The organism is Streptomyces sp. NPDC051243 (assembly GCF_044455405.1).
GTDB lineage: Bacteria > Actinomycetota > Actinomycetes > Streptomycetales > Streptomycetaceae > Streptomyces.
Window position 1 is genome coordinate 252256 of sequence record NZ_JBITES010000002.1, and the last position, 14274, is coordinate 266529.

General features: G+C 69.9%; 14 protein-coding genes and 1 pseudogene. 7 read left to right on the forward strand and 8 right to left on the reverse strand.

Features of this window, described 5'->3' with window-relative positions; translation table 11 throughout:
• Positions 1-15: 15 nt before the first annotated feature.
• Positions 16-942, forward strand: a complete 927-nt coding sequence (locus tag ACIBAG_RS05020) for a hypothetical protein (RefSeq protein WP_399101068.1) — start codon at positions 16-18, stop codon at positions 940-942.
• A gap of 213 nt (positions 943-1155) precedes the next feature.
• Positions 1156-2076 (forward strand): hypothetical protein, encoded by a 921-nt coding sequence (locus ACIBAG_RS05025; protein ID WP_399101070.1) that lies wholly within the window; start codon positions 1156-1158, stop codon positions 2074-2076.
• 9 nt (positions 2077-2085) lie between these two features.
• On the opposite strand, the gene ACIBAG_RS05030 is transcribed toward ACIBAG_RS05025, so the two are convergent.
• Together ACIBAG_RS05030 and ACIBAG_RS05035 are read right to left on the reverse strand one after the other, a co-directional pair.
• On the reverse strand, positions 2086-4482 hold the full coding sequence (locus ACIBAG_RS05030) for a cation-translocating P-type ATPase (protein WP_399101072.1): 2397 nt from the start codon (positions 4480-4482) through the stop codon (positions 2086-2088).
• A 115-nt stretch (positions 4483-4597) separates the two neighbouring features.
• Positions 4598-4885, reverse strand: a complete 288-nt coding sequence (locus ACIBAG_RS05035) for a DUF2530 domain-containing protein (protein WP_399101074.1) — start codon at positions 4883-4885, stop codon at positions 4598-4600.
• Positions 4886-5044: 159 nt separating this feature from the next.
• Between ACIBAG_RS05035 and ACIBAG_RS05040 the strand changes: the two genes are divergently transcribed.
• Together ACIBAG_RS05040 and ACIBAG_RS05045 are read left to right on the forward strand one after the other, a co-directional pair.
• Positions 5045-6496, forward strand: a complete 1452-nt coding sequence (locus tag ACIBAG_RS05040) for an NCS2 family permease (RefSeq protein ID WP_399101076.1) — start codon at positions 5045-5047, stop codon at positions 6494-6496.
• A gap of 55 nt (positions 6497-6551) precedes the next feature.
• Positions 6552-6722 (forward strand): annotated as a pseudogene (locus tag ACIBAG_RS05045) (VOC family protein); the annotation flags it as partial.
• Between the two features lie 84 nt (positions 6723-6806).
• On the opposite strand, the gene ACIBAG_RS05050 reads toward ACIBAG_RS05045, so the two are convergent.
• Positions 6807-6989 (reverse strand): ribbon-helix-helix protein, CopG family, encoded by a 183-nt coding sequence (locus ACIBAG_RS05050; RefSeq protein ID WP_031478835.1) that lies wholly within the window; start codon positions 6987-6989, stop codon positions 6807-6809.
• Between the two features lie 154 nt (positions 6990-7143).
• On the opposite strand from ACIBAG_RS05050, the gene ACIBAG_RS05055 reads away from it, so the two are divergent.
• Both ACIBAG_RS05055 and ACIBAG_RS05060 read left to right on the forward strand, forming a co-directional pair.
• Positions 7144-7581, forward strand: coding sequence for a MarR family winged helix-turn-helix transcriptional regulator (locus tag ACIBAG_RS05055; protein WP_031478834.1), 438 nt, complete (start codon positions 7144-7146; stop codon positions 7579-7581).
• Between the two features lie 27 nt (positions 7582-7608).
• Complete coding sequence (locus ACIBAG_RS05060) at positions 7609-8970, forward strand: MFS transporter (protein WP_399101079.1); 1362 nt, start codon at positions 7609-7611, stop codon at positions 8968-8970.
• A gap of 15 nt (positions 8971-8985) precedes the next feature.
• Here the strand turns inward: ACIBAG_RS05060 and ACIBAG_RS05065 are convergent, their stop codons facing one another.
• Positions 8986-9573, reverse strand: coding sequence for a Uma2 family endonuclease (locus ACIBAG_RS05065; RefSeq protein ID WP_399101081.1), 588 nt, complete (start codon positions 9571-9573; stop codon positions 8986-8988).
• Between the two features lie 107 nt (positions 9574-9680).
• Positions 9681-10199 (reverse strand): GNAT family N-acetyltransferase, encoded by a 519-nt coding sequence (locus ACIBAG_RS05070; RefSeq protein ID WP_399101083.1) that lies wholly within the window; start codon positions 10197-10199, stop codon positions 9681-9683.
• Positions 10200-10224: 25 nt separating this feature from the next.
• Between ACIBAG_RS05070 and thpR the strand changes: the two genes are divergently transcribed.
• Positions 10225-10797, forward strand: coding sequence for an RNA 2',3'-cyclic phosphodiesterase (gene thpR, locus ACIBAG_RS05075; protein ID WP_399101085.1), 573 nt, complete (start codon positions 10225-10227; stop codon positions 10795-10797).
• Between the two features lie 141 nt (positions 10798-10938).
• Here the strand turns inward: thpR and ACIBAG_RS05080 are convergent, their stop codons facing one another.
• From ACIBAG_RS05080 to ACIBAG_RS05090, 3 genes are all read right to left on the reverse strand, one after another.
• Positions 10939-11613, reverse strand: a complete 675-nt coding sequence (locus ACIBAG_RS05080) for a response regulator (protein ID WP_399101087.1) — start codon at positions 11611-11613, stop codon at positions 10939-10941.
• Positions 11610-12845, reverse strand: a complete 1236-nt coding sequence (locus ACIBAG_RS05085) for a sensor histidine kinase (RefSeq protein ID WP_399101089.1) — start codon at positions 12843-12845, stop codon at positions 11610-11612. Before ACIBAG_RS05085 ends, ACIBAG_RS05080 begins: the two co-directional genes overlap by 4 nt.
• A 225-nt stretch (positions 12846-13070) precedes the next feature.
• Positions 13071-14219, reverse strand: a complete 1149-nt coding sequence (locus ACIBAG_RS05090; RefSeq protein ID WP_399101091.1) for an ABC transporter substrate-binding protein — start codon at positions 14217-14219, stop codon at positions 13071-13073.
• Positions 14220-14274: the final 55 nt, after the last annotated feature.

The following is a 14274-nucleotide window of genomic DNA, read 5'->3' on the forward strand; positions in this document are numbered from 1 at the left end:
TCCTTAGGGGAGCGCATGCGCATCCGAGCCACCGTGGCCGCCGTCTCCGGCGCCCTGGCCCTCTCCTCCCTTGCCGTGCCGGCCGTGCAGGCCGCCGACGGTCCCTCGTACGGCAAGGGGGACATCCGCAAGGCCGTGCAGGCGGCGCCTCAGGCGTCCGCTCGCAGCACCTACACCGCCGAGGACACGGGCACGCCGTACCCCCTGGACCTGACCTTCTCCAGCGTCAAGGTCAACAACGGCAAGCCGATCGTCGCGGGCATCGCCAACCAGGTGACCGTCCCGGTGACGTACACGGTCACGCACTCCGCGGACATCGACCTCAACGCCCCCGACGTCTATCTGGACGTGGAGATCTACCGCGGCACCTCCTACAACGACCGGGAGAACCTGCTCTGGGGCGACGACTGGCCGGTCTGCACGGCGACCTCGTCCACCACGGCCAACTGCAAGGGCACCATCGACGTCTACCCGGACATAGAGCTGGGGAACGTCGATGCCACCACGTGGAAGGCCGTCGGCTACGCGTATGACTTCAACGACCAGGACCCGCTCGCCGACGACATCGACTGGAGCAAGGTCGGTTACGCCGAGCAGGACTTCCTGGCCACCACCAAGCTCCAGCGCTTCTCCAAGCTGACGGTCAACGCCTCCCCGGAGCCCGTGAAGAAGGGCAGGACCATCACGGTCACCGGCAAGCTGACCCGCGCCAACTGGGACACCCTCAAGTACGCGGGCTACGCCAACCAGTCGGTGAAGCTGCAGTTCCGCAAGAAGGGCACCAGCACGTACACCACGCTGAAGACCATCACGACGAACTCGTACGGTGACCTGAAGACGACGGTCACCGCGTCCACGGACGGCTACTTCCGCTACTCCTTCGCGGGCACCTCGACCACTCCGGCGGTCAACGCCACGGGTGACTTCGTCGACGTGCAGTAGCCGCCAGCAGGACCATTCGCCGCGAACTTCTCGCCCTGCGCGGGGAGTTCGTGACGAAGGTCACGAAGTTTCCCTGCTGGCGAGACAACCGGGAACCCCCGCCGACTATCTGATCACATGGGCCAACAGGCCCCTCGATCACCCGGGCCCCGACGTGACCCGCAGTGCAGGGAACGACGACCAGCGGGGCCCCTTTCCGTACCAGGGGAACGCATGCGCATCAGAGCCACCGTGGCCGCCGTCTCCGCTCTCTCCGGCGCCCTGGCCCTCTCCGCCTTCGCCGCGCCGGCCGCCCAGGCCGACACCTCCGTCGACTCCTACCGCGCCGCCGTCGCGAAGATCCGCCAGGCCGCGCAGGCCGCGTCCGGTGGTGACAGGGCAGGCGCCCGGTACGACATGGACGTCACCTTCTCCAACTTCAAGATCGCCAAGGCGATCAAGGTCGGCCCGACCAACCACGTCTCGACGACGGTGACGTACACGTTGACCCATGGCGCGGACATCGACGTCACCGCCGCCGACTTCATCACCGACCCCATCATCTACCGGGGCTCCCACACCTCGCCGGAGGCCAGGCTCTTCGGCAACAAGCCGGCCAAGTGCACCGTGACCTCGGCGACCACCGCCAACTGCAAGGGCACCATCGACGTTTACCCGGGCGGCGCCGCCCACGAGCTCATCAACTCGAATGCCGGTACCTGGCATGCCGCGGCTGAGGCCACCGCCTTCAACGGCCAGGACCCGGCGGGTGAGAACTACGACGACAGCAAGGTCGGCTACAAGGGCCAGGGCGGCCTCGGCACCACCCTCGTGCAGCGCCACTCCAAGCTGACGGTCGACGCCTCCCCCGAGCCGGTGAAGAAGAACAAGACCATCACCATCACCGGCAAGCTCTCCCGCGCCAACTGGGAGGACAACAAGTACCACGGTTACGTCAGCCAGCCCGTGAACCTGCAGTTCCGCAAGAAGAACAGCGACACCTACACCACGGTGAAGACCATCAAGACGAACGCGACGGGCGATCTCAAGACGACCGTGAAGGCCACCCAGGACGGCTACTTCCGCTACGTCTTCGCGGGCACGACGACGACCCCGGCGGCCACCGCCACGGGCGACTTCGTCGACGTGCAGTAATCACTCCGGCTACGCGGGAAAGCGGCGGTCGACCCACCTCCACATGAACTCCAGGGCGACCGCCGCCCCCGCCGAGATCCCCACCGCGATCCACGGCATCGTCATCCCGACCAGCCGCAGCGCGAAGAACTCCTGCAGCCACGGCACCACCAGCACCAGCAGGAATCCGAAGCCCATCGCCGCGACCAGCCCTAGACGCCACCACGTGTAGGGCCGGGCGATGATCGCCAGCACCCACATGGAGATCAGGAAGAGCGTCAGCGTGGCGACGCTCGTCTCCGCGTCCAGCGCGCCCTCGCCCGAGTAGTGGCTACGGGCGATCAGATACGTCGCGAAGGTCGCCACCGCGGCCACCACCCCGCCCGGGATCGCGTACCGCATGACCCGCCGTACGAAATGGGGTTTCGCGCGTTCCTTGTTGGGCGCGAGGGCCAGGAAGAAGGCCGGGACGCCGATGGTCAGGGTGGAGAGGAGGGTCAGGTGGCGGGGCAGGAACGGGTACTCCACCTGCCAGAACACCACCATCAGCGCCAGCAGCACCGAGTAGACCGTCTTGACGAGGAACAGCGTCGCGACGCGCGTGATGTTGCCGATGACCCTCCGGCCCTCCGCCACCACCGACGGCAGCGTGGCGAAGCTGTTGTTCAGCAGCACGATCTGCGCGACCGCCCGTGTGGCCTCCGAGCCGGAGCCCATCGCCACGCCGATGTCGGCGTCCTTCAGCGCCAGGACGTCGTTCACGCCGTCGCCGGTCATCGCCACGTTGTGCCCGTGGGACTGGAGCGCGCCCACCATGTCCCGCTTCTGCTGCGGGGTGACCCGCCCGAACACGGTGGCCTCGTCGAGGGCCGTCGCCATCCCGTCCGTGTCGCGGGGGAGCGTGCGGGCGTCGACCGTCGTGCCGGTCAGGCCCAGCTTGGTCGCCACCGCGCCCACGGACACGGCGTTGTCCCCGGAGATCACCTTGGCCCGGACGTTCTGCTCGGCGAAGTAGCGCAGGGTGTCGGCGGCGTCGGGGCGCAGTCGTTGTTCCAGTACGACGAGGGCGGCGGGCTTGGCGCCCTCCGCGATGTCGGGATCGTCGAGGTCGCGGCCGGCGCGGGCGAGCAGCAGGACCCGTAGGCCCTGTTCGTTCAACCGATCGGTTTCGGCCAGGGCGGGATCGTCGGCGGGCAGGAGTACGTCCGGTGCGCCCAGCAGCCAGGTGCTGGCCTCGCCGTTGCCCTCGCTGAACGTGGCGCCGCTGTACTTGCGGGCGGAGGAAAAGGGCAGGGACTCGGTGCAGCGCCAGTCCTCGGCGTCGGGGTAGGCCTCGATGATGGCCTGGAGGGAGGCGTTCGGGCGGGGGTCGGACTCGCCGAGGGCGCCCAGCACCTGCCGTATGTAGTCCTCGTCGCTGCCGCCCAGGGGGCGGAGTTCGGTGACGTCCATGCCGCCCTCGGTGAGGGTGCCGGTCTTGTCGAGGCAGACCGTGTCCACGCGGGCGAGGCCCTCGATGGCAGGCAGCTCCTGCACCAGGCACTGCTGGCGGCCGAGGCGGATCACGCCGATCGCGAAGGCGACGGAGGTGAGGAGCACCAGCCCTTCCGGGACCATGGGCACGATGCCGCCGACGGTCCGGGCGATGGAGTCGTCGAGCTCGTTCTGCTTGATGAACAGCTGGGTGATGATCAGGCCGATCGCGGCCGGGATCATCATCCACGTCACGTACTTGAGGATGGTGGAGATGCCGGAGCGCAGCTCGGAGTGGACGAGGGTGAACCGGGACGCCTCCTCGGCGAGCTGGGCGGCGTAGGCCTCGCGGCCGACCTTGGTGGCCTGGAAGGCGCCGCCGCCCGCGACGACGAAGCTGCCGGAGAGCACCTGGTCGCCCGGCCGTTTGACGACCGGGTCGGCCTCCCCGGTGAGCAGCGACTCGTCGATCTCCAGCCCGTCGGCCTCGACGCACACCCCGTCCACCACGGCCTTGTCGCCCGGCCCGATCTCTATCAGGTCGTCCAGCACGATCTCGGACGTACTGACCTCGGCGGCGACCCCGTCCCGCCGTACCGTGGGCCGCGCCTCGCCGATCACGGCGAGCGAGTCGAGGGTCTTCTTCGCCCGCCACTCCTGGATGATCCCGATGCCGGTGTTGGCGAGGATCACGAAGCCGAACAGGCTGTCCTGGATGGGCGCGACGAACAGCATGATCAGCCAGAGCACACCGATGATCGCGTTGAACCGGGTGAACACGTTGGCGCGGACGATGTCGGTCATCGACCGGCTGCTGCGCACCGGTACGTCGTTGACCTCACCCCGCGCGACCCGCTCGGCCACCTCGGCGGCGGTGAGCCCGCCCGTCGCCACCGGGGCGCGGGCGGAGTGCACAGGGGTGTCCAGTCCGGCGCCCGCGTCGGTATGCGTCATGCATTCGACGGTACGTGCGGATTTACGGCTTCACCCGCCGAGTGCGCGGAAGTTCCGACTTGGGGAGGACCGGGTGTCGTGCCCTGGGTGTACGGGTCGTCCCCCAGGCCCCTGCCTAGGACGACTGGGGTTCGCCAGTGGTTTCCCGGGTTTCCACGAGGGCGGCCGCGCGCTTGATCGCGGCGTCGCGCCTGCGGACGTACCAGATGCCGATGAGCCCCAGCCCGCCGCCGGCCAGGCAGGTCCACACCCACCAGGTGGTTCCGCGGTCGTCGAACCAGCCGTAGAAGGGCAGCTGAACGACGAAGAGGACGAACCAGATGATCGTGCCACCGATGATGGTGGCGACCACGGGCCCTTCCAGGGGCTCCGGCGCCTCGTGCTTGGGGGTCCACTTCGCCATGGGGGACAGCTTACGAGGCGATCGGAACCAGACGAACCCAGGACGAGCCCAGGCGGACTCAGTCGTATCTACGCGCGGAGATGGCCGATCCCGCCTTTATATGTTCATACTGAAACGGTTTGTGTCTGACCACTTCTCTTCGTAGGAAACACCAAGAGCATGCCCACCTCGGCCCCCGCCAAGGTCCCCGCCCCTGAACAGCCGGGAGCCGGCCCCGCCTACGGCGCACTCGACCGCTTCTTCAAGATCTCAGAACGCGGCAGCACCCTGCCCCGCGAAATCCGCGGCGGTTTCGCCACCTTCTTCGCGATGGCCTACATCATCGTGCTGAACCCGATCATCCTCGGCAGCGCGAAGGACATGTACGGCAACCAGCTGGACAACGGACAGCTGGTCACCGCGACGGCCGTCACGGCGGCGTTCGCCACGCTCCTGATGGGTGTCATCGGCAACGTGCCGATCGCGCTCGCCGCCGGTCTGGGTGTGAACTCGGTCGTCGCGCTCCAGCTCGCGCCCCGGATGTCCTGGCCGGACGCCATGGGCATGGTCGTGCTGGCCGGTTTCGTGGTCATGCTGCTCGTCGCCACCGGTCTGCGCGAGCGCGTCATGAACGCCGTGCCCTACAGCCTGCGCAAGGCCATCTCCATCGGCATCGGCCTGTTCATCATGCTGATCGGCCTCGTCGACTCCGGCTTCGTCTCCCGCATCCCCGACGTCGCCCAGACCACGGTCCCGCTCCAGCTCGGCGGCGACGGTCACCTCAACGGCTGGCCGGTGCTGGTCTTCATCCTCGGCGCGCTGCTGACCCTCGCGCTGATCGTGCGCAAGGTACCCGGCGCCATCCTCATCTCGATCGTGGCGATGACCGTGCTCGCCGTCGTCATCGAGGCCGTCGCGAAGGTGCCGTCCTGGGGCCTCACGACGCCGAAGTGGCCCGGCAACCCCGTCGCGAGCCCCGACTTCGGCCTGATCGGCCAGGTCAGCCTGTTCGGCGGCTTCGAGAAGGTCGGCGCGCTGACGGGCATCCTCTTCGTCTTCACCGTCCTCCTCTCCTGCTTCTTCGACGCCATGGGCACGATCATGGGCGTCAGCGACGAGGCGAAGCTGACCGACGCCCAGGGCCAGATGCCGGGCATCAACAAGGTCCTCTTCGTCGACGGCCTCGCCGTGGCCGCGGGCGGCGCCAGCTCCTCCTCGGCCACCACCGCCTTCGTGGAGTCCACGGCCGGCGTCGGCGAGGGTGCCCGCACCGGATTCGCGAACGTCGTCACCGGCGGCCTCTTCGGTGTGGCGCTGTTCCTGACGCCCGTCGCCACCATGGTCCCGTCACAGGCGGCCACCCCGGCCCTGCTCGCGGTCGGCTTCCTGATCCTGGCCAACTCGGTCAAGGAGATCGACTGGGCCGACTACACGATCGCGATCCCGGCCTTCGTGACGATGGTGATGATGCCGTTCACCTACTCGATCACCAACGGCATCGGCATGGGCTTCATCACCTTCGCGGTGCTGCGCCTGGCCGCCGGGCGGGGCCGGGAGGTGCCGGTCGCGATGTACGTCGTGGCGGCGGTGTTCGCCTTCTACTACCTGATGCCGGCGCTGGGGCTGACGTAAGGCGTGCAGGTGGCTCACGAGAGGCCGTAGAACCAGAACCGGTGCCGCATCGGATGAGCACAATGGCGACGCCCGCCCCGACACGTTGGTCTACCTCCGCCTTCGTGATGTCGACGCCATCGCCTCCGAGCTCGGTGCGCAGGCGAAGGACGCTCCGTGGGCGCGGGAGATCGAGGTGCGCGACCCGGATGGCAACCGGCTGCGGATCGGTACGCCGACGGAATGACGCTCGCCGGCGGCGCGAGGCCGGCTCACGTGAGGCCGGTTCATGTGAGGCCGGCTCATGTGAGGCCGGTTCTGTGAGGCCGGCTCACGTGAGGCCGTAGAACTTCTCGGTCTCCTCGACGGCGGCCTGGAACCGTTCGTCGAAGTCATCGCGGATGAGCGTCCGGACGACATAGTCCTGGACGCTCATTCCTCTTTTCGCGGCATGCTCTCGGAGTCGTTCGAGCAGCTCGTGGTCTATCCGCAGGCTGAGCACGCTGGTCCCCATGAACACGAGGGTCGCGGCAGTCTTCGGTGCGGTGTGTCACGTTCCGCTGCTGGATCACCCATATGAGTGATGTGACGATTCAGTGGCCGGAGTCACGGGCATCTGTGCGCGCCCCGGTGGTCTTTAGCGAGGGTAATGAGTTACCCTAAAGAACATGCCGGACCTTACCCATGGCGACAACGCAGCCGCCGTGAACTCTCTTCGCTCCGCCGTGATGCGACTGTCGCGTCGGCTCAAGCACCAGCGGGTCGACGAGTCGCTGAGCCCCACCGAGATGTCGGTGCTGGGCACCCTCTCCCTCTGCGGGAAGGCCACCCCCGGTGAGCTGGCCCGCAAGGAGCACGTCCAGCCGCCGTCGATGACCCGCATCGTCGCCCTGCTGGAGTCCAAGGGACTGGTCCGACTGGAGCCGCACCCGGAGGACCGGCGCCAGAAGGTCGTCACGAAGACCGAGCAGGCCGAGGCGATGCTCGAGGAGAGCCGCCGCAAGCGCAACGCCTTCCTGGCCACCCTGGTCGAGGGCCTCGACGAGGACGAGTGGGCGAAACTCCGCGCCGCCGCCCCCGTGCTGGAGAAGCTCGCACATCTGTAAGCAGCAGCCACAAGGAGGCGAACCCTTTTGAGTACGGGACCCGGAGCAGCTTCCGCACCCGCACCAGACGCCAACTACTCCACACCCACCTCTACCTCGCGCAAGTCCTCGATGTTCAGCTCGCTGAAGGTCAGGAACTACCGCCTGTTCTTCCTCGGCCAGGTCGTCTCCAACACCGGCACCTGGATGCAGCGCATCGCCCAGGACTGGTTGGTGCTCAGCCTCACCGGCTCCGCCACCGCCGTCGGTATCACGACGGCCCTGCAGTTCCTGCCGATGCTGCTCTTCGGCCTCTACGGCGGCGTCCTCGTCGACCGCCTGCCCAAGCGCCGTACGCTGCTCGTCACGCAGACCTCGATGGCGGCGACCGGCGTCGTGCTCGCGGTCCTCACCCTCACCGGACACGTCCAGGTCTGGCACGTCTATGTCGCGGCCTTCGCCATAGGGCTCGCCACGGTCGTCGACAACCCCGCCCGCCAGGCGTTCGTCAGCGAGATGGTCGGCCCCGACCAGCTCCAGAACGCCGTCAGCCTGAACTCCGCGAACTTCCAGTCCGCCCGCCTGGTCGGTCCCGCCGTCGCCGGCCTGCTGATCACCGGCGTGGGCACCGGCTGGGCGTTCCTCTTCAACGGCCTGTCCTTCGTCGCGCCCATCGCGGGACTGCTGCTGATGCGGGCGCGTGAGCTGTACGCCGTCGAGCGCGCCCCGCGCGGGAAGGGGCAGCTGCGGGAGGGGCTGCGCTATGTGGCGGGGCGGCCGGAGCTGATCTGGCCGATCGTGCTGGTCGGGTTCGTCGGGACCTTCGCCTTCAACTTCCCCGTGTACATCTCGGCCTTCGCCGCCGACGTGTTCCACGCCGGAGCGGGCTGGTACAGCATGTTCAACACGCTGATGGCGGTCGGCTCGGTGACCGGAGCCCTGCTTGCCGCGCGGCGCGGCACCGCCCGGATGCGGGTGCTGATCGCGGCGGCGGTGCTCTTCGGCACGGTCGAGATCGTGGCGGCGCTGACGCCGTCCCTGTGGCTGTTCGCCCTGCTGATGATCCCGATAGGGCTCTTCGGCATGACCATCAACGTCACCGCCAACACGGGCATCCAGCTGGCGACGGATCCGGCGATGCGGGGACGCGTGATGGCCCTGTACATGATGGTCTTCCTGGGCGGCTCGCCGGTCGGTGCCCCGATCGTCGGCTGGGTCACGGACACCTACGGCGCCCGGGTGGGCCTGGCCGTCGGCGGCGCGATCGCAGCGGTCGCGGCTACGGTGATCGGCCTGATCCTGGCCAGGGTCGGCGGTCTGCGGCTGTCGGTGGGCTGGGGCCGGGGCCACCCGCACGTCCGGTTCGTGCCCCGGCAGCGGCGGGAGGAGGAGCTGGCGCCGGTGGCGTAGGAGGGGGCGTCCGGGTCAGTCGCGGGGGAACTCGTCGGTCTTGAGGGTGAGGCCGACGACGGTCCTGCTCAGGTCGATGTCCTCGCCGAAGGAGTAGCTGACGTCGCTGTGGTACTTGCCGTCCTTCGGGAGGGTGTGCAGATGCCACTCGCCGGCGTACGGATCCACGATCAGGTACACCGGCACTTCGGCCGCGGCGTAGGTGTCCTTCTTCTGGCCGTAGTCGTTGGCCGCGGTGTCCTTGGAGATGACCTCGGCCACGAACTCGACGTCCTGATAGCGCCAGCGGCCCTTGCTGTCCTTCACCGACCGTTCGGCCATGGCCACCACGTCAGAGGCAAAGCCGTTCAGATACCCGGGGAAGTCGATCCGCACGTCCGATGCCAACCGCTTGCGGGGGTACTCGGCGCGCAACTGCTCGTAGATGTCGGCGATGATCTCCCAGTGGTTCTGCCGCTGCGGTGACATGAAGATGTTCCCCCCGACGATCTCTACCTTCGTACCCTCGGGGATGGGCATCTTCTCGAGGCACTCGAACAGGACGTCCAGAGTCAGCTCGCCGCGCTCCTCGGCCATCTCGATCCTGTCGTCAAGGACGGTCATCGTGGCGCTCCTCAACGGCTGCCGCTCGGTCAGGGACAGCCGCGCAGTACAACGATACGCACGGTGACCGGGACACGTGTGGCCATGGTCACTGCCGCCCGCGAGGACTAGACCCGCCGCGCCAGCACCTGCCCCGGCCAGCCGTCCTTCCCCGCGTAGGCCTCGGTGCGCACGAAACCGTTGCTCTCGTAGTAACGGACCAGTTTGCCGTCGTCGCCCGCGTAGCAGTCCACTCGCAGGAGCGAGACGCCCGAGCGCCGGGTCACCTCTGCGGCATGCGCGAGCAGGGCGCTGCCCGCGCCGTGGCCCTTGAAGCGGCGGTCGGAGGTGAGCCAGTTGATGTAGCGCTCCGGCTCCCCGGGCGGGGGGAGGTGGGACAGGGAGGCGCCGGGGCCGTGGGTGAGGGTGAGGCAGGCGGCCGGCACACCGTCGGCCTCGGCGATGAACACGTCGCCCTCGGCCATGTGGCGGGCGATCGACTCCGCCGTACCCGGGTTCTCCGACAGGGGCCTCGTGCCCCACTGCCCGGTGCGGCCCTGCGCGACCAGCCACTCCACGCCGCTGTCGAGCATGCCGAGTATCGCGGGGATGTCGTCGGGCCCGCCGTCCCGGATGATGATCTCCATCCGGGCATGGTGCCAGGCTGGACCCATGAGACTCTTCGCCGCCGTGCTGCCGCCACAGGACGTGACCCATGAACTGGCCGCCGAGGTCGCCGAGTTGAGGAAGCTGCCCGGCGCGGACCGGCTGCGCTGGACCGGCCGTCCAGGCTGGCACTTCACGCTCGCCTTCTACGGCGAGGTCGACGACGACCTCGTACCCGACCTGTCGGCCCGCCTGGAGCGCGCCGCGCACCGTACGCCGCCCTTCCGGCTGGCGCTCAGCGGCGGCGGTCAGTTCGGGCACGGGCGGGCGTTGTGGGCGGGGGCGGACGGGGACCTGGCGCCCCTGCGGCTGCTGGCGGAGCGCAGCGAGGCGGCGGCGCGCAAGGCGGGGGTGCCGATGGGGGAGCACCGGCGCTACAAGGCCCACCTGACGGTGGCCAGGAGCCGGTCGGCGGTGGACGTACGGCCGTATGTCGCCACCCTCGCCGAGTTCACGAGCCGGACCTGGACGGTGACCGAGCTGGTGCTGGTGCGGAGCAACCTGCCGAAGTCCGGGCTCGAGGGCGAGCAGCCCCGCTACGAGGCGGTCGCCCGGTGGCCGCTCGGAGGGGCCGGTTAGGCTCGATGCCGTGGACCCGAAAACCCGGAACCGGATCATGGCCGGTGCGCTTGTGTTGATGTTCGTCGTGGTGGCGCTGGCGGCGGCGCTCGGCAGGTAGGCCGACCGGTCTCGCCGACGCCTGCCCTGCCGCACCGCCGGTCAGCCGAGCTCGATCAGCCCCAGGCGGACGGCCTCGCTGACGGTCGCGGCCCGGTTCTCGGTGCCGAGCTTGCGGTAGATCCGCACGAGGTGGGTCTTGACCGTCGCCTCGGCCAGGAACAGCGCGCTCGCGATGGCCCGGTTGCTGTGCCCCTGCGCGAGCAGCCGTACGACCTCGACCTCCCGCTCGCTGAGCACCGGCCCAGGCTCGACCGCGCGCCCGACGACACTGGCGGCGGCCTCCGGCGCCAGTGCCATGCCTCCGGCCGCCGTGGCGCGCACGGCGCGGAACAACTCCTCGGGCGGGCCCGCCTTGAGGACGTAGCCGCGGGCGCCGGCCTCGACGGCCCGCAGGACATCGGCCGTACGGCCGTGGCTGGTGAGCATGACGACCCGTACGTCGGTGGTGCTCGCGAGGATCCGGCGGGTGGCCTCGATGCCGTCGACGCCGTCGGCTCCGGCAGGGGACGTGCCCGGGTCGGTGAGCCGGAGGTCCATGAGCACGACGTCGGGACGCAGCCGCCCCACCAGGCGTACGGCGTCGGTGCCGTCGCCGGTCTCGCCGACGACCTCGAAGCCCGGCTCGCCTTCGAGCAGGGCGCGCAGACCGGCCCGTACGACGGTGTGGTCGTCGACGATCAGGATCCGCAGCGGCCCGGCCGCGGCGTCGCTCATCGGGCGCCGGCCGGGACGCGGTCCTCGGCAGTCCGTGCGACCGGCAGTGCCGCCCGGACGCGGGTGCCGCGGCCGGGCGCGGTGTCGACGGTGAGCGTGCCGCCGAGTGCGCCGAGTCGCTCGCGGGCCCCGGCGAGCCCGAATCCGCGCCCGGCGGCGGTCGACCGTACGAGGTCCGGGAGGCCCGGGTCGAAGCCCACACCGTCGTCGCGGACCTCGACGGCCGCGGCGGTCCCGCCCTGGACCAGGGTGATGTGCACGTGCGTGGCCCGCGCGTGTTCGCAGGCGTTGGCGAGGAGGCCCCGCGTCACCCGCAGCAGGGCCACGGCCTGCTCCATGGGCAGGGGGCCAGGGGCGTCGGCTCCGTCCTCGGTGCTGTGCTCGGCGCTGAAGGAGACCCTGGGCGCGCCGGCGGCGGATCCCGTACGGGCGGTCAGCTCACACAGCGCCGCCTCCAGGCCGTCCCGGGCGAGGGCGGGCGGGGTGAGGTCGTCGATGATGCCACGGGTCTGGGCGAGGTGGTCGCCGAGCGCGTCCGTGACCAGGCGCACCTGCCGCCGGGCCGCCTCCGGGCGGCGGTCCCAGTCGCGTTCGGCGGCCTGGAGGAGCATGCGGCTGCCCGCGAGTTCCTGGGCGAGCGTGTCGTGCAGGTCGCGGGCGATGCGGGCGCGCTCGGAGAGTCGCCCGGCCTCCCGCTGCCGACGCGCCAACTCGCCCCGTGTGTCGGCCAGTTCGCGGGTCAGCCGCTGCTGGCTGCGGTAGAGCAGGACGGTCGCCCACATGGCGGTGACCGGCGGTGCCAGCAGATCCGGGTCGAGTCCGCCGCCGGCCCGGACGAGCGCCGCCGTCAGCAGTGCCGTGAGGACGCCGAGCGCCACCGCCCGCTCCCCGCGGCTGGGCATCCCCAGGGCCAGGACGCCCAGCGGCACGGCCAGCCACGCGTATCCGAAGGTGAGCGGCGCGGGCAGGACCCAGGCCACCCACGACCACAGCAGCAGGAGCAGCCCGAACCAGACCGGCCCGCCCGCCCGGCCCAGCCGCTCCCACCGGGCCTGACCGGCGGCGTACAGCAGCGCCAGCACGGCCATGGGCGGCGCGACGGACCAGCACAGCTCGTTGTTCAGCTCGACGAGCCGTACGAGGGTGCCGACGGCGGCGACCAGGAAGACCAGGTGCGGGAGGTGCCGGGCCGACATGCGGGACCGGCGTACGGCGGGACGGACGGCAGTCACGACGGCGGCTCCCTGAACGGGCCGAGGGGGACTCGGCGGTGCCGTCAGGAGTGTAAAGCGTTGCCCGTGTGACCGTTATAAGCACGGGCGCACGGGCGCACGGGCGCGCGGTCACACGGGCGCGCGGTCACACGGGCGCGCGGTCACACGGGCGCGCGGGTAGGCAGGGGAGCCGCCGTCGGCCCACCTTCGGCCCACCGTCGGCCGGGACTTACGGCGCTCGCGTCACCGCCCGGGGTGCAGACCGAGCCAGCCCGGTGACGGGTCGCCCTTCACCTCGCCGAAGTACAGCGCGAAGGTCTGCTTCAGCCGCTCGATCGCGGCGCGGTCCTCCATGAACTCCGGGAAGCCGTCCACGTGGGCGTCCGGGTTCTCCCACACCGGCTTCAGACCGGGGGACGGGGTCACGTCCGTACGCACCGACCAGCCGTTGAAGCTGGCCTTCTGACGCTCCTCGGACAGCGCCCAGTTCAGGTACAGCTTGGCGGCGGTCGGGTTGGCGGCCTGCTTCAGGATCGCGGCCCGCTGCCCCCACGCCATGAAGGGATGCCCCTCGGGCACGACCCACTTCGTCACGGTCGACGTCGACACCGGGCTGCCCGACCCGCCGACACCGATGACCTTCTGCTTGCCGTTGACCGCGAGGGCGGGCGTGTGCGAGCCACGGGCGAACTGCGGCTGCTGGGCGGCAAACCTGGCCACCCAGTCCCAGCCGTACGTGCGCTGGTAGAGGGAGAAGAGGTAGAGCACCGCGTCGTCGTCGTGCGGGTAGGAGGAGGCTATCTGCCCCTTCCAGCGCGGGTCGACGAGGTCGAGGGGCGTCTTCGGCGCGTTGGCGCCGGCCGCCTCGATGCCGTACATGAAGCTGAAGCCGATGACCATCAGCGCCGTCCAGGCGCCGTCCGGGTCCCTGAACCCCTTGTGGACCTTGGAGAACCCGGCGGGCTTGTACGGCAGCAGGTCGCCCTGCCGCTTCCAGCGGGTGAAGTCCTGGAGGGTCTGGAGCTGTACGACGTCGGGGACCAGGGTGCCGGTCGCGAGCTGGTTGTCGACGCGGACGTCGTGGTACTTGCTGTAGTCCACGACGACCGTCAGGTCGATGTCGGGGAAGCGGCTCGCGAAGCCGGCCCGCACCCCGGCCGCCTGGCTGTCGACGTCCCCGCCTTGATAGAGGACGAGCTTGCCGCCCTCGGCGACGGCGGCCGCGTACAACTCGTCGAGCGAGCGGGTCTCCTCGCGGACGCGGGAACCGGACGAGGACGAGAGGGCGTTCGCCGCGGCCGGCACGGTGGACGCCGAGACCGCGGCGGCACCGCCGAGCGCGACACCGGCCCCCGTGGCGAGCAGTCGGCGCCTGCTGAAGTCCCTGGACATGTGGGGGTCCTCCTGACCTGTCGCGCCGCCACGTCCGTTACGCGGCGGCGCGGCA

What these genes read in the sequence shown, in the direction of transcription:
- ACIBAG_RS05020 (WP_399101068.1), top strand. Translation starts at nt 16, where the DNA reads ATGCGCATCCGAGCCACCGTGGCCGCCGTCTCCGGCGCCCTGGCCCTC.
- ACIBAG_RS05025 (WP_399101070.1), top strand. Translation starts at nt 1,156, where the DNA reads ATGCGCATCAGAGCCACCGTGGCCGCCGTCTCCGCTCTCTCCGGCGCC.
- ACIBAG_RS05030 (WP_399101072.1), bottom strand. Translation starts at nt 4,482, where the DNA reads ATGACGCATACCGACGCGGGCGCCGGACTGGACACCCCTGTGCACTCC.
- ACIBAG_RS05035 (WP_399101074.1), bottom strand. Translation starts at nt 4,885, where the DNA reads ATGGCGAAGTGGACCCCCAAGCACGAGGCGCCGGAGCCCCTGGAAGGG.
- ACIBAG_RS05040 (WP_399101076.1), top strand. Translation starts at nt 5,045, where the DNA reads ATGCCCACCTCGGCCCCCGCCAAGGTCCCCGCCCCTGAACAGCCGGGA.
- ACIBAG_RS05050 (WP_031478835.1), bottom strand. Translation starts at nt 6,989, where the DNA reads ATGGGGACCAGCGTGCTCAGCCTGCGGATAGACCACGAGCTGCTCGAA.
- ACIBAG_RS05055 (WP_031478834.1), top strand. Translation starts at nt 7,144, where the DNA reads ATGCCGGACCTTACCCATGGCGACAACGCAGCCGCCGTGAACTCTCTT.
- ACIBAG_RS05065 (WP_399101081.1), bottom strand. Translation starts at nt 9,573, where the DNA reads ATGACCGTCCTTGACGACAGGATCGAGATGGCCGAGGAGCGCGGCGAG.
- ACIBAG_RS05070 (WP_399101083.1), bottom strand. Translation starts at nt 10,199, where the DNA reads ATGGAGATCATCATCCGGGACGGCGGGCCCGACGACATCCCCGCGATA.
- thpR (WP_399101085.1), top strand. Translation starts at nt 10,225, where the DNA reads ATGAGACTCTTCGCCGCCGTGCTGCCGCCACAGGACGTGACCCATGAA.
- ACIBAG_RS05080 (WP_399101087.1), bottom strand. Translation starts at nt 11,613, where the DNA reads ATGAGCGACGCCGCGGCCGGGCCGCTGCGGATCCTGATCGTCGACGAC.
- ACIBAG_RS05090 (WP_399101091.1), bottom strand. Translation starts at nt 14,219, where the DNA reads ATGTCCAGGGACTTCAGCAGGCGCCGACTGCTCGCCACGGGGGCCGGT.